Annotated in this window: 14 protein-coding genes; 8 read left to right on the top strand and 6 right to left on the bottom strand. The window is 31.6% G+C overall.

The features are described from left to right. Positions 1-13: 13 nt before the first annotated feature. On the top strand, positions 14-484 hold the full coding sequence (locus H2279_RS03335) for a Cj1386 family hemin-binding protein (RefSeq protein WP_337195587.1): 471 nt from the start codon (positions 14-16) through the stop codon (positions 482-484). Here the strand turns inward: H2279_RS03335 and H2279_RS03330 are convergent, their stop codons facing one another. After that, the gene (locus H2279_RS03330; protein WP_137623766.1) at positions 485-1,153 is read right to left on the bottom strand and encodes a helix-turn-helix transcriptional regulator; all 669 of its coding nucleotides are present in this window, start codon (positions 1,151-1,153) and stop codon (positions 485-487) included. A 121-nt stretch (positions 1,154-1,274) separates the two neighbouring features. Between H2279_RS03330 and H2279_RS03325 the strand changes: the two genes are divergently transcribed. Genes H2279_RS03325 through H2279_RS03305 form a run of 5 tightly spaced genes read left to right on the top strand, consistent with a single transcriptional unit; the run spans position 1,275 to position 7,025 of the window. Continuing rightward, positions 1,275-1,637: a RidA family protein gene (locus H2279_RS03325; RefSeq protein WP_137623767.1), complete on the top strand. Its 363-nt coding sequence runs from the start codon at positions 1,275-1,277 to the stop codon at positions 1,635-1,637. Positions 1,638-1,639: 2 nt separating this feature from the next. Further along, positions 1,640-3,136, top strand: coding sequence for a C4-dicarboxylate transporter DcuC (dcuC, locus tag H2279_RS03320; RefSeq protein WP_337195586.1), 1,497 nt, complete (start codon positions 1,640-1,642; stop codon positions 3,134-3,136). Positions 3,137-3,148: 12 nt separating this feature from the next. Beyond that, complete coding sequence (gene metC / locus H2279_RS03315; RefSeq protein ID WP_337195585.1) at positions 3,149-4,321, top strand: cystathionine beta-lyase; 1,173 nt, start codon at positions 3,149-3,151, stop codon at positions 4,319-4,321. Continuing rightward, complete coding sequence (gene purB / locus H2279_RS03310) at positions 4,318-5,685, top strand: adenylosuccinate lyase (RefSeq protein WP_337195584.1); 1,368 nt, start codon at positions 4,318-4,320, stop codon at positions 5,683-5,685. The genes metC and purB overlap by 4 nt, the downstream gene beginning before the upstream one ends. An 8-nt stretch (positions 5,686-5,693) precedes the next feature. Beyond that, on the top strand, positions 5,694-7,025 hold the full coding sequence (locus H2279_RS03305; RefSeq protein WP_137623771.1) for an MmgE/PrpD family protein: 1,332 nt from the start codon (positions 5,694-5,696) through the stop codon (positions 7,023-7,025). Between the two features lie 32 nt (positions 7,026-7,057). Here H2279_RS03305 and H2279_RS03300 read toward each other — a convergent pair whose 3' ends face one another. Genes H2279_RS03300 through gap form a run of 5 tightly spaced genes read right to left on the bottom strand, consistent with a single transcriptional unit; the run spans position 7,058 to position 12,269 of the window. Then, complete coding sequence (locus H2279_RS03300) at positions 7,058-8,566, bottom strand: hydrogenase small subunit (protein ID WP_337195583.1); 1,509 nt, start codon at positions 8,564-8,566, stop codon at positions 7,058-7,060. 3 nt (positions 8,567-8,569) lie between these two features. Beyond that, positions 8,570-9,394: an enoyl-ACP reductase FabI gene (gene fabI, locus H2279_RS03295; protein ID WP_137623773.1), complete on the bottom strand. Its 825-nt coding sequence runs from the start codon at positions 9,392-9,394 to the stop codon at positions 8,570-8,572. Positions 9,395-9,397: 3 nt separating this feature from the next. Next, positions 9,398-10,069 (bottom strand): triose-phosphate isomerase, encoded by a 672-nt coding sequence (locus H2279_RS03290; protein ID WP_137623774.1) that lies wholly within the window; start codon positions 10,067-10,069, stop codon positions 9,398-9,400. Continuing rightward, positions 10,070-11,269: a phosphoglycerate kinase gene (locus H2279_RS03285; RefSeq protein ID WP_137623775.1), complete on the bottom strand. Its 1,200-nt coding sequence runs from the start codon at positions 11,267-11,269 to the stop codon at positions 10,070-10,072. Between the two features lies 1 nt (position 11,270). After that, positions 11,271-12,269, bottom strand: a complete 999-nt coding sequence (gap, locus tag H2279_RS03280) for a type I glyceraldehyde-3-phosphate dehydrogenase (RefSeq protein ID WP_337195582.1) — start codon at positions 12,267-12,269, stop codon at positions 11,271-11,273. A 60-nt stretch (positions 12,270-12,329) separates the two neighbouring features. Between gap and nadD the strand changes: the two genes are divergently transcribed. Further along, positions 12,330-12,875, top strand: coding sequence for a nicotinate (nicotinamide) nucleotide adenylyltransferase (gene nadD / locus H2279_RS03275; protein WP_137623777.1), 546 nt, complete (start codon positions 12,330-12,332; stop codon positions 12,873-12,875). A gap of 28 nt (positions 12,876-12,903) precedes the next feature. Next, complete coding sequence (rsfS, locus tag H2279_RS03270) at positions 12,904-13,233, top strand: ribosome silencing factor (protein ID WP_137623778.1); 330 nt, start codon at positions 12,904-12,906, stop codon at positions 13,231-13,233. The last annotated feature ends 8 nt before the right edge of the window (positions 13,234-13,241 follow it).

The raw sequence follows: 13,241 nt of genomic DNA, 5'->3' as shown, positions 1-13,241 counted from the left end.
TTAAGGAAAAAAGATGACAACTCTTAGTATAGAAGAAGAAAAAAGATTTGAGCAATTATGCAATATGGCTTTTAATTTTGCTAGAAATAATGACCATAAAAATCTTCAAATAATGATAGAAGCAGGATTAAATGTCAATCTAAAAACTCATAAAGGCGATACCTTACTTATGTTAGCCGCTTATAATAACTCTTATGAAAGCGCAAAAATGCTTTTAGAAAAAGGTGCAAAGGTTGATGAAAAAAATGATCGCGGACAAACCCCGCTTGCTGGAGTTTGTTTTAAAGGATATTTACCTATGTGTAAGCTTTTGGTAGAACATGGTGCAAATATTGATGAAAATAATGGATTGGGTATGACTCCTTACACCTTTGCTTTAATGTTTGGACGCAAAGAAATTTCAGCCTTTTTGTTAAAAAATTCTAAAAAAAGTTTCTTAAAGAAAATTTCTTTTGCTGTATTGAATTTCATAAAAAGAAAATGATTATTTTTTAAACTTTTTTAAATATCTATAAACGCTAGGTTCTGAAATTTTTAAAAATTTTGCAACGATAGATACAGCACCTTTGATATTAAAAATACCCTTTTCATAAAGGGTTTTTGCGATTTCTTCTTTTTGAGTAATGCTAAGTTGATAATTTGAATTTAAATAACTCATATCAATATTTTGAGCTAAAATTTCTTCTATAGATCGACTCAACGTTTCTACATTGGCCAAACCATTAATTTCTAAATTACTGCTTTCATCTTGGTTTAGAAATTCGTCCATATCGTCTAATTTTTCTATATCTATGATTTTGCAAATTACCTCTCTTATAACGCTTGTATCATGATTTATACATAAAATTCCCACGAGTTTATCAGCGTTTTTTATAAAAAAAGTCGAACCTCTTACGAGTTTATTTTTTCCAATTAAAGCCTTATAATCATGTAAAAAATCTTTGTTTAAATAAGCTTTTTTTTGTATAAGTTCGCTTGCAAAAGCACTCAAAGGAGATTCTAGGGTTCTACCGCTAATATGATTATTTTCAATAGCAGCGATATAAGCACCTTTTTTATCTATGACATGAAAAACAACTTCGTATTGTTTGCCTAAAACTTGCCCTAAAAATTTTGTTAATTTGATAAATTGTTCCTTCTGTTTTTCATCCATAAGCTTTCCTTTAAAAAATAAATAATATTTTATTATCATAATAATAAAATATTGACAAATTATTCTTAAAATGATAATATTCTATTATAACAATAATAATTTAATACTCAAGGAGAAAAAAATGTCAAATTATCCAAAAGCTATTGGACCTTATTCAGCTTATAGAGAGGCTAATGGGTTGTTATTTATTTCAGGACAACTTCCTATAAATCCTAATTCTGGAGAAATAGAAAGTGAAGATATAAAAGAACAAACCAAACAATCGTTAAAAAATATTGGAGCCATTTTAGAAGAAAATGGAATTTCTTACGATAAAGTATTAAAAACAACTTGCTTTTTAGCTAACATCTCAGATTTTACTGCTTTTAATGAGGTTTATTCTGAATTTTTTCAAGCTCCCTATCCTGCAAGAAGTGCGTTTGCAGTTAAAGATTTACCAAAAGGAGCAAAAGTGGAGATAGAAGTTATCGCTTTAAAAGGATAAATATGCTAGGTCTTGGTTTTTCACTTTTAAGTATTTTTTTACTTATTTTCATGCTTTATAAAAAAGTCAATGCCCATATGGCATTGCTTTTAAGTGGATTTTTTTTACTTGGCATAACAACAATTACTTCGTTTTTAATCCGTATATTTCCAGAATCAAATATTCAAATAAGTTATCCTCACATTTATACTTATTTAAAAAGTATAGATTTTTATAAATTAGGGCACCCTATCCTTGAAAAAGGATCTTTAAATTTAGGTTTTTTTAATATTTTTGAAGTTTTTAATCAAACTTTATCAAGCACTTTAGCAGGTCTTGGGCTTACTTTGATGTGTATAGCAGGTTTTTCTGCTTATATGGATCATGTTGGTGCTTCTTATGCTCTTTTTAAAGTTTTTGAAAAACCTTTAAAAATGGTAAAATCGCCCTATATTTTGCTTATACTTGCATATTTTATTTCTCAATTTTTAGTTCTTTTTATACCTTCTCATGCTGGTTTAGCGCTTTTGTTAATGGTAACTATGTATCCGATATTGGTTAGAACGGGAGTTTCCAAACTTTCTGCTTTAAGTGTAATTGCAATTTGTCAATATATTGATCATGGGCCTGGAAGTAGCAATGTCATCATGGCTTCAAATGTAGCTAAAATTGATCCTGCATTTTATTTCGTTCACTACCAACTTCCCACAACTTTACCCATCATTATAGCTGTAGGAATTTCTATTTATCTTTGCAATTATTTTTTTGATAAAAAAGAACATTTTGTTTTCGATCCTAAAAAAGTTGAAGAAGAACTTAACGAAAATAAAGTAAAAGAAGTCAAAAAATCACCTAGAATATATGCACTTTTACCTATTATACCTTTAATTTTAATCCTAGGTTTTAGTTCTGTCATTGATAGCATTTTGGCTTTATTACAAATTCATTATCAATCAAGCATTAAAATCAATGTTTCTGTTGCTATGATGATTTCAACTTTTATAGCTATTGTTTTTGAGATGATACGCTATAAAAGCGTTATTGAAACTTTAAATTCAATAATGATTTTCTTTAAAGGCATGGGGCATTTGTTTGTGATTACAGTTTCGCTTATTGTTTGCGGTCAAGTATTCGCTAGCGGACTTTTATCGGTTGGTTTTGTAGATACTTTGATAGAAATTTTAAAAAATGCAGGTTTTGGAGCACTAGCTATTATTGTTGTTATTTCTATACTTCTCGCTTTTTGTGCTTTTTTAATGGGGTCTGGAAATGCGGCATTTTTCAGTTTTGCTTCACTTATCCCAAATATAGCAAAGCATTTTGGAGTTGAAACCATTTCCATGATAGCACCTATTCAAATTATGACAGGTTTTGGAAGATGTGTCAGCCCTATTGCTCCTGCAATTTTAGCTATATCTGCCATGACAAAAGTTAGTCCCTTTGCAGTGATAAAAAGAACAGCTATTCCTATGCTAGTAGCAAGTATTGTAAATATCATAATGACTTATATTTATCTTTAAAAAGGAGAAAAAATGAAACCAAAAACTAAGTTAATCCATCAAGGAAGAGGCGATCAAAATGCTGAAGTAAGATCAGTAAATCCAACTTTAATGCGTGCATCGACTATACTTTTTAAAGATCATGCAACTTGGCAAAAATATAGAGAATTAAGAAAAACTGAAAGAGTTTTAAGCTATGGAGCAAGAGGTACAGCTACTAATTTTGAACTTGAAAAACTCATTTGCGAATTAGAAGGTGGTTATAGAGCTCAGCTTTTTCCTACTGGACTTGCAGCTTTAGCTATGGTGCTTTTAAATTATGCGAGCAAAAACGCACATTTTTTAATTACGGATGCAATTTATGGACCGGTTAGAACCATTTGTGATAAATTTTTAGAAAAAATGGGTGTTGAAGTTGATTTTTTAAAGGCTGATGCTAGTGATGTAGAGGAAAAAATCAAAGCCAACACTAAGCTGATTTTATGTGAAAGTCCAGGATCTATACTTTATGAAATCATTGATTTGCCAAAGCTTTGCAAAATCGCACATTCTCATAATATCCCAGTTGCTATTGATAATACTTATTCAAGTGGATATTTTTTAAATCCTTTGGAGCTTGGAGTTGATATTTCCGTTATCGCAGCAACAAAATATCTAAGCGGACATTCAGATGTTACGATGGGTATAGTAGTTTGCAATCAAAAAGAATGGAAAAATTTCAACGAACTTCCAGAAGCTTTTGGTTTTACTACAAGCCCTGATGATGTATATTTAGTACTTAGAGGGATGAGAACTTTAGATGTGAGAATGAAAGCCCATGAAAAAAGTGCTGATGAAATAGTTGAATTTCTAAAAACTAGAAAAGAAATCAAAACTATTTTTTATCCAAAACTCAAATCTCACCCAAATCATGAAATTTTTATGCGCGATCATAAAGGAAGCAATGGAATGATCACTATAGAATTCAATGATGGATATAATCAAAATGATGCCATTGCTTTTGTGGATTATTTAAAATATTTTTCTATAGGAGCAAGTTGGGGTGGATATGAAAGCTTAGCTACGGTAACAACCGCTCCTAGAACCGCAAGTGATTGGAGTAAGAGAGGTCCATTTGTAAGATTTCACATAGGATTAGAAGATACTAAAGATCTTATAGCTGATTTAGAACAAGCTTTTGAAAAAATTAAAAAGGAGAAAAAATGACTGGAATAAGTGTATTTGATCATAAATTATTAGCAGACTCTTGGAGTACTCAAGAAATGCGTGCTGTTTTTTGCGAAGAAAATCGCATTCAAAAATGGCTTGATGTTGAAGCAGCTTTAGCAAAAGCTCAAGCAAAACTTGGAATCATCCCTAAAAAAGCAGCCGATGAAATTGCTAAAAAAGCATATTATAAATTTATGGACATGGAATTTATTTTTGCAGAATTTAAAAAAACAAAGCATCCCCTAGTTCCTACAGTAAGAGGTTTGGAAAAAGCTTGTAAAGATAATTTAGGCGAATTTGTTCATTTTGGAGTTACCACTCAAGACATCATTGATACAGGCATTGTATTGCAATTTAAAGAAGCCATGCAAATTATTAAGCAAGAATTAAAAGCTATTGCAAAAGCCTTAGTAAAACTTGCTAAAACTCACAAAAATACTGCGATGATGGGAAGAACCTTGGCTTTGCAAGCCTTACCAATAACCTTTGGACACAAGGTTTCTATTTGGCTTAGCGAACTTGATCGTCATTTTGAAAGAATATTAGAACTTGAAAAAAGACTTTATGTTGGAAGTATCGTAGGAGCTGTTGGAACTAAAGCAAGTTTAAGTGAAAAGGCTAATGAAGTTGAAAAACTAACTTTAGAAAATTTAGGTCTTTGTGTGCCAAATATTTCTTGGCAACCTGCACGCGATCGTTTTATAGAATTAGGATATGTTTTAGGTAATATCAATGCAACTTTCAATAAAATCGCTCATCAACTTCTTATACTTTCACACAATGAAATTGATGAAGTAGCAGAACCTTTTGGAAAAGGTCAAGTAGGATCTAGCACTATGCCTCATAAAAGAAATCCTGCAGTCAGTGAAAATGCTGTTACGGTAAGCAATGCTTTAAAGGCAAATTTAGCCATACTTAGCGATATAGAAAGACACGAACACGAAAGAGATGGGCAGGTTTGGAAAATGGAATGGAAGCTTTTACCTGAAATATTTTTAATGCTTTCTGTAGTTTTGGCTAATATGAAATTTGCATTAAGTGATTTAGAAATTAAGAAAGATAAAATGCTTAAAAATTTAAATACTCTTCATGGTTTTGTTTTAGCAGAACGCGTTATGTTTGCTCTAAGTGATCACTATGGCAAACAACATGCGCATGAAATCGTTTATGAAAACGCTATGTTAGGTATCGAAAAACAAAAAACTTTCAAAGAAGTTTTACTAGCTGATAAAAGAGTTTCTAAAGTTTTAAAAGAAAAAGAAATTGATGCTTTACTTGACGCAACTACTTATGTAGGTTATGCACCAAAACTTGTGGATGAATTTTTAGCAAAAATCAAAAATAGTGCTATTTTGAAATAGGAAAGCAAATGTTTTATAGTGAAAAATTAGCTGAATTTATTATGAAATTACATTTTGATGATATACCTCAAAATGTAATTTGCAGAGCTAAAGAACTCATGCTTGATAGCTTTGGGACAGCCTTAGCTGCCCACAAAGAAGAATGTGTTTTAAATGCTTTAAATGCTTTAAAAACCGAAGGAAATACGACCGTTTGGGGACAAGAGCAAAAAATAGATGCCATTAATGCAGCCATGCTTAATTCAATCGCTTCCCATGCTCTTGATTTTGATGATACTCACACAGAAGCGATTTTACATGCTAGTGCTTTTTTAACTCCACTTTGCTTAAGCTATGGTTTTAGTGTTTGCAAAGACGCAAAACAAATTTTAAAAGCTTTTATTATTGGTTGGGAAATAGCCGCTAGAGTGGGTATCGCAAGTAAAGGAAGTTTTCATAAACGTGGTTTTCATACAAGTGCTATTGCTGGAATTTTTGGAAGTGTAAGTGCAAGTGCGGTTTTGCTAAATTTAAACAAGGAGCAAATTATCAATGCCTTGGGTCTTGCTGGAAGTTTTGCAAGTGGAGTGAATGAATTTTTATCCAATGGATCTAATTCTAAAGTTTTACATTTAGCAAATGTTGTAAAAAATGGTATTTTGGTTGCAAATTTAGCTAAAAATAATATGAGTGGGCCTTTGAGTATTTTTGAAGGAAGAGATAATATTTTTAAATGCTTTGGCATAGAAGAAAACTCAGATAAAACAGAACTTGATAAAGCTTTAGGTCAACTTTGGCAGATCATGCAAGTTTCTATCAAACCTTATCCAAGCTGCCATTTTACGCATGGTTTTATTGAGTGTGCTATTTCTTTAAAAAATGATGGTTTAAAAGCCGATGAAATAAAAAATATCCATTGTTTTGTTGATGAGGTTCCTATTTCTTTTGTTTGTGATCCAATTGAAAAAAAATATCAACCAAAAACTGCCTATGAAGCTAAATTTTCCTTACCTTTTTTAATGGCTTTAGGTTTTTTTGATGGTAAAATTACATTAAATTCTTATGAAAATTTAACGCGTAAAGAACTTATAAATTTTGCACAAAAAATCACTTATGAGAAAAAACAATCTACAGGATTTCCAAAATATTTTCCAGGACATATAAAAGTAACTTTGCAAAATGGACAAGTCATTCAAAAAGATGTTTTTATTAATAGAGGAAATTTTGATAACCCTTTAAGCTTTGAAGAATTAAAAGAAAAATTTTTAAACAATGCCAAAATGAGCCTTACAGAAGAAAAAGCTCATAATGTGCTAAAACAAATTATGAATTTAGAAAATCAAAAAGATTTTACACTCTAGTTAAAGGCTTTTGTTTAAAAAACAAAAGCCACTTATAGATTAACAATTTTTGGATTGTTAAATTCTAGCACATCCTTAACGCTCTGTTCAAAAGCTTTTAAAACACTAAAAGCAATGCCTTCAAAATCAAGCCCACCGCAAAGATAAATTAAAGGCATACGAAAAGATTTACTTACATCAAGCTTAGGTTTTTCACCACTTAAATTTAATTTAAAATCATAAGGACTAGCGTGTTTAAAAGTATAATTTTGCGCTGCATTTAAAAAATCTTCTTTATTTTTTAAAAACTCTCCCTTAGCTAAAATAAAATTAATTTCAAGGTATTTCCAAAAATCACTTGAAATATTTGAGCTTTCGTCAAAATTTTTCTCTATAAAGGCATAGTTTGCTTCAAAACTTTTTTTATAATTTTCAACCAATAAAGCTCCTAATTTATTTTTAGCTATATTTTGCAAAATTAGCTTTATATTGGTTTCAAATTCAAAATCTATACTCGATAAAGTCTTGATTTGCTCTTCTAAAATAAATTGAGTTGAGAAATCTTTATTTTGCAATTTTGCATAAGAAAAAATGTTTGCCATAGGTTTTTCATAATTGCCAAATTCATCCCAAAAATTCTTTTCACTACATGCGATACAACCATGCCCAGAGGCAACTGGCCAAGAGGTTTTAGAATTAAATTTCACTTTTGGACAATTATTGTAAGTATAAGGACCCTTGCAACCTATTTTAAAAAGACAGGCTCCATTTTTAGCTGCTTCATCATCAAAATGTTCTGCAAAAATTCCGCTTTCAAATTTAGCTTTTCTTTCACACATATCATGCAAACATTTACCATATGCCCATACAGGACGATTTTGCTCATCTAATTCCGGAAGAATTCCAAAAAGTGCAAAAAATGCCAAATTTGCAACAATATTTACATCGCTTGGAGGACATCCTGGGATATTAACCACTTTTTGAGTTAAGACTTCAGAAATTCCACAAGTCTTACTAGGATTTGGATATGCGGCTTGAATCCCTCCATAAGAAGAACAAGTTCCAATTGCATAAATAGCCTTAGCTTTTTTAGCTAATTTTTGTAAAATTTCATGACCACTTTCAGCGTTAGCACCTATAGTTAAGAAAAAGGTATCAATCGCAGCAACTCCACCTTCAACAGCCAAAAGAAAATCTTGATCTAAAATATCTTCTATAAGTTCTTCGGCTTTTGTTCCATTTGCAGCCATCAAAGTTTCGTGATATTCTAAAGAAAAAAAATCAAATATAAATTCATCAAAACTCGGTAATTCAGAACGCAATAAACTCTCACTGCAACCGGTGCACTCACAAAGATGAAGCCAAACTACTTTCATTTTTGGAGCGATTTCAAAAAATTGTTTAGCCAAAGATGGAATTTCATTTCCTAAAGATAAATGCTTAACAATAGTTTTTACACTTTCTTCATTGATAATCTTCTCATCTTTTAAACCTGAATTTTCAATTTCAACTATACGATTTTGAAGTATTATTTTTAATTCTTCATTGCTAAGCTTTGCCATGTTTTATCCTTTTATATTATCCCAGCAAAGAACAGTATTACCCTGTTCATCTTTTTCAACATCACCCATTCCCATAATATTATATCCTGCATCTACATAATGAATTTCTCCACTAACCCCACGAGATAAATCGCTGAGTAAATACATCGCTGAATTTCCAACATCTTCTATACTAACATTGCGTTTTAGTGGTGCATTGACTTCATTATATTTTAATATCATTCTAAAATCCCCTATTCCACTAGCGGCTAAAGTTTTTATAGGACCTGCTGAAATAGCATTTACACGAATTCCTTTAAGACCTAAATCTCTTGCTAAGTAACGCACAGAACTTTCAAGTGCTGCTTTTGCTACACCCATAACATTATAATGCGGTACATATTTTACCCCGCCAAGATAACTTAAAGTCAAAATAGAAGAATTCTCATTCAAAACGGGTAAAACCGCACGGGTTAAAGAAAGTAAAGAATATACAGAAGTTCCCATTGCTATATCAAAAGCTTCTTTTGAAGTTTGTAAAAAATCATTTTCCAAAGCTTCTTTAGGAGCGTAAGCAACTGCATGCACAAGAAAATCAATATTTCCCAAATCTTTTTTAATTTTATCTCCGATACTAGATAAATGTTCTTCATTATTAACATCAAGTTCATAAACAAAATGAGAACCAAGTTCTTCAGCAATAGGCTCTACGCGTTTTTTCAAGGCATCGTTTAAAAAAGTAAAAGCTAAATCTGCACCTTGTTCGCGACAAGCTTTTGCTATACCATAAGCAATTGATTTATTGTTAGCAACTCCTACAATCAGACCTTTTTTACCTTTCATTATCATCTTTTATCCTTTGATTAGTTTTATAAAATTCTCAACCTTTAAAGCAGCAGAGCCTATCAAAACTCCTCCGCATTCTTTAATACTTAAAATTTCTTTTATATTGCTTTCATTCACGCTTCCACCATAAAGCAAAGGTGCTTGAGTTAAAGTGGCTAAATACTCAAGAACACTGCTAATATCTTTAATATCTGCACTTACTCCTGTTCCGATAGAATAAATAGGCTCATAAGCGATGATTAAATTTTCATATTTTAAATCAATTATATCAAGCTGGGATTTTAAAAATTCCAAGGTTTTACCTGAATTTTTTGTTGTTAAATCCTCTCCTATGCAAAAAACTATCTTAAAACGATGCTCTTTTGCAAAGTCAAACTTAGTTTTTATCAAAGCCTCATCTCCTAAAATTCGTCTTTCAGAATGCCCGATTAAAACACATTTAATGCCGAATTCGTCTAAATGCTCTTTTCCAAGTTCGCCTGTAAAAGCTCCATTAACACAAGGATAAAAATTTTGTGCTCCTTGTATAAAGTTGGTTTGAAACTCCAAAAAAGCAATACTAGGTGGAAAAACGATAATATCATCACATTTTGCACCCATGGTCTTATTTAAGACGTCAGCATAATTTTTAAAACTTGCCCTAGTATGATTACACTTTAAATTTGCAGCAAAAATCATTTAATTCTCCTTTGCTCTTAAAACCTTAATACCTGGAAGTTCTTTACCCTCTATAAGCTCAAGAGAAGCACCTCCACCTGTTGAAATAAAAGTCATTTCATCCGCATCACCAGCACGTGCAACCACATCAGCCGTATCTCCTCCGCCTACAACAGAAGTAGCGTGTCCCTCGCTGATGTAATGACTCATTTTTATACTGCCTTTTGAAAATTTATCAATTTCAAAAACACCCATTGGGCCATTCCACCAAATTGTTTGTGCATCAGAAATCGCTTCTTTAAAAAGCCTTACGCTAGCAGGTCCGATATCTAGTCCCATCCAACCGCTAGGAATTTCTTGAACGGGTGAAAATTTCATAGGCGCTTCTTGAGAACAAGAAGGAGCGGCAACAACATCTACAGGTAAATAAATTTTCACTCCTAAATTCTTGCCCTTAGTTAAAATTTTATGCGCTTCTTCTAAAAGCTCTTCTTCTAAAAGCGAATTTCCCACATCATATCCTAAAGCTTTTAAAAAAGTAAAAGCCATACCTCCGCCAATAATCAGCTTATCAACCTTAGGAAGCAAATTTGTCAAAGCTTGTAATTTTCCACTCACTTTAGAACCCCCTACGACTGCAACAAAGGGACGTACTGGACGTTTAATCAAATTGATCGCAAAGTCAATTTCTTTTTGGAGTAAAAATCCCGCTCCTTTATGATCTTCATCAAAAAATTCAGTGATAGCTTCAACACTCGCATGTGCTCTATGGCAAACCCCAAAGGCATCATTGATATAAATTTGTGCCATAGAAGCAAGCTCTTTGGCTAAATTTTTGTCGTTTTTAGTTTCACCTTTTTCAAAACGTAAATTTTCAAGCATTAAAATTTGACCCGCTTTCAAGGTAGAAACTTTGTTTTTTGCATCATCTCCGATAACATCTTTAGCCATTATGATTTCTTTATCCAAAAGCCTTGATAATCGCTTAGCAATAGGATCTAAAGAATATTTAGAATTAAGTTCTTTTGGGCGGCCTAAATGTGAAGCTAAAATAATACTACAACCACGATCTAAACAATATCTAATAGTAGGAATAGCTGAACGAATACGTCTATCATCTGTAATATTTAAAAAATCATCTTGAGGAACATTAAAATCACATCTTATAAAAACTTTTTTATGATCTAAGTCAAGATCTTTAATAGAAATAATGCCATTCATTTTAATTCCTATTTGCAATATAAACGGCCATATCAACTAAACGACTTGAATAACCCCATTCATTATCATACCAAGCAATCACTTTTATCAAATCATCTGCTATAACTTGAGTCAAATCACTGGCTACAATCGCACCATAAGAACAAGTGATAAAATCACTTGAAACACGCTCTTCATCATCCACCATTAAAAGACCTTTTAAATTTGAATCCGAAGCCTTTCTAAAAGCGTCATTAATTTCTTCTTTTTTAGCTTTACGATCAAGCAAAACAGTTAAATCAACGCTTGATACATCAACAACTGGAACACGCATACTTTGGCCATGAAGCTTTCCATCAAGCTCTGGCATAACAAGTTTCATAGCCTTAGCAGCACCTGTAGAAGTTGGGATAATATTTTGCGCCGCAGCACGTGAGCGACGCTTATCTCTAGCTTTAGCATCAATAATGCTTTGACCATTAGTATAAGCATGTATGGTTGTCATAAGTCCTTTTTTGATTCCAAAATTATCTTGTAAAACTCTACAAACTGGCCCTAAGCAATTTGTGGTGCAACTTGCATTGGAAATAATTTTTTCGCCGTGATAAAGATCAGAATTAACACCTAAAACATAAGTAGGGGTATTATCCTTTGCGGGAGCACTCATTATAACTTTTTCTATGCCCATGTTTAAAAATTCTTGACATTTTTCTGTTGTTAAATGCGCTCCTGTGCATTCTAGAACAATTTGGGCTCCATATTTTACAAAATCAAGATCTTTAACACTGCGACTTTTAAAAACCTTGATTTTTTTATTATTGATTATTAAATCATCACCTTCGCTTTCTACACTTCCTTTGAATTCTCCATGGACCGTATCATGTTTAAAAAGATATTTTGCAAGCTCTATATCGGTAGTATCGTTAATCGCTACAAGCTCTATATCATTCCTTTGTAAAATTATCCTCGCAACGCATCTGCCTATGCGTCCAAAACCATTAATAGCAACTTTTACGGCCATTTTATTTTCCTTTGCAAATTTTTTATGTTAATATTCTACTAAAAAAAGGTTAAAAAATAGATGAAAATCGCACTTTTTGGGGGCAGCTTTGATCCACCACACAAAGGACATGATGCTGTCATAAAAGAAGCTTTAAAAACCATTGACATTGATCAATTAATTATCATGCCAACTTTTATTAATCCATTTAAAAAAGGATTTTTTGCTGATGAGGAAAAAAGATTAGAATGGGTGATCAAACTATGGGGAAATTTAGACAAAGTAAAAATTTGTGATTTTGAAATCAAGCAAAAACGCCCAGTCCCAAGCATAGAAAGTGTAGAATATCTTTATAAAATTTATAAGCCAAGTCAATTTTATTTTTTAATTGGTGCTGATCATTTAGAAAAACTCCATCTTTGGCATCAATTTGAAAAATTAGCTTCTTTGGTTGAATTTGTCATCGCTAAACGAGACAATATAGAAATTCCAGAACAATTTAAAGATTTAAAAACCGATATTAAAATAGCCTCTTCGTTTATAAGAAACACCCTAAATACTGATGAAGTGTGTGAAAAAATTAAAGATGAAGTGCGAAATTATTATAAAAAATTTCAAAAAAATTGATACAATTTCAAAAAATTAAAGGAAAAAAATGCAAGAAAGAATTGATTTAATTGTTAAAATTTTAGATGAAAAAAAAGCAGAAGATATAAAAACTTTTGATATGAGCAAAGAAGAATATTTTGTAAAATACGTTATTATAGCTGCAACCTTGGGAGAAAAACACGCTTTATCTTTAATTGATGAGCTAAAAACCAAACTCAAAAGCAAAGGTGAAGAATTTTTAAATATAGACAGTAGTGAAGAATGGAGTGTGATTGATTTGGGTGATATTTTAATCCATCTTTTAACACCTGAACATAGAGGAATTTATAATATAGAAGAATTATTAGAAAGTTTGAAAAAAAATAAAACTAATTAAAACAAACA

It is taken from the genome of Campylobacter sp. B0100352/1, from assembly GCF_020135855.1.
GTDB lineage: Bacteria > Campylobacterota > Campylobacteria > Campylobacterales > Campylobacteraceae > Campylobacter_D > Campylobacter_D taeniopygiae.
Note: the sequence above shows the minus strand (reverse complement) of the source record. Positions and strands in the feature narration are given on the sequence as shown.

What these genes read in the sequence shown, in the direction of transcription:
- H2279_RS03335 (WP_337195587.1), top strand. Translation starts at nt 14, where the DNA reads ATGACAACTCTTAGTATAGAAGAAGAAAAAAGATTTGAGCAATTATGC.
- H2279_RS03330 (WP_137623766.1), bottom strand. Translation starts at nt 1,153, where the DNA reads ATGGATGAAAAACAGAAGGAACAATTTATCAAATTAACAAAATTTTTA.
- H2279_RS03325 (WP_137623767.1), top strand. Translation starts at nt 1,275, where the DNA reads ATGTCAAATTATCCAAAAGCTATTGGACCTTATTCAGCTTATAGAGAG.
- dcuC (WP_337195586.1), top strand. Translation starts at nt 1,640, where the DNA reads ATGCTAGGTCTTGGTTTTTCACTTTTAAGTATTTTTTTACTTATTTTC.
- metC (WP_337195585.1), top strand. Translation starts at nt 3,149, where the DNA reads ATGAAACCAAAAACTAAGTTAATCCATCAAGGAAGAGGCGATCAAAAT.
- purB (WP_337195584.1), top strand. Translation starts at nt 4,318, where the DNA reads ATGACTGGAATAAGTGTATTTGATCATAAATTATTAGCAGACTCTTGG.
- H2279_RS03305 (WP_137623771.1), top strand. Translation starts at nt 5,694, where the DNA reads ATGTTTTATAGTGAAAAATTAGCTGAATTTATTATGAAATTACATTTT.
- H2279_RS03300 (WP_337195583.1), bottom strand. Translation starts at nt 8,566, where the DNA reads ATGGCAAAGCTTAGCAATGAAGAATTAAAAATAATACTTCAAAATCGT.
- fabI (WP_137623773.1), bottom strand. Translation starts at nt 9,394, where the DNA reads ATGATAATGAAAGGTAAAAAAGGTCTGATTGTAGGAGTTGCTAACAAT.
- H2279_RS03290 (WP_137623774.1), bottom strand. Translation starts at nt 10,069, where the DNA reads ATGATTTTTGCTGCAAATTTAAAGTGTAATCATACTAGGGCAAGTTTT.
- H2279_RS03285 (WP_137623775.1), bottom strand. Translation starts at nt 11,269, where the DNA reads ATGAATGGCATTATTTCTATTAAAGATCTTGACTTAGATCATAAAAAA.
- gap (WP_337195582.1), bottom strand. Translation starts at nt 12,269, where the DNA reads ATGGCCGTAAAAGTTGCTATTAATGGTTTTGGACGCATAGGCAGATGC.
- nadD (WP_137623777.1), top strand. Translation starts at nt 12,330, where the DNA reads ATGAAAATCGCACTTTTTGGGGGCAGCTTTGATCCACCACACAAAGGA.
- rsfS (WP_137623778.1), top strand. Translation starts at nt 12,904, where the DNA reads ATGCAAGAAAGAATTGATTTAATTGTTAAAATTTTAGATGAAAAAAAA.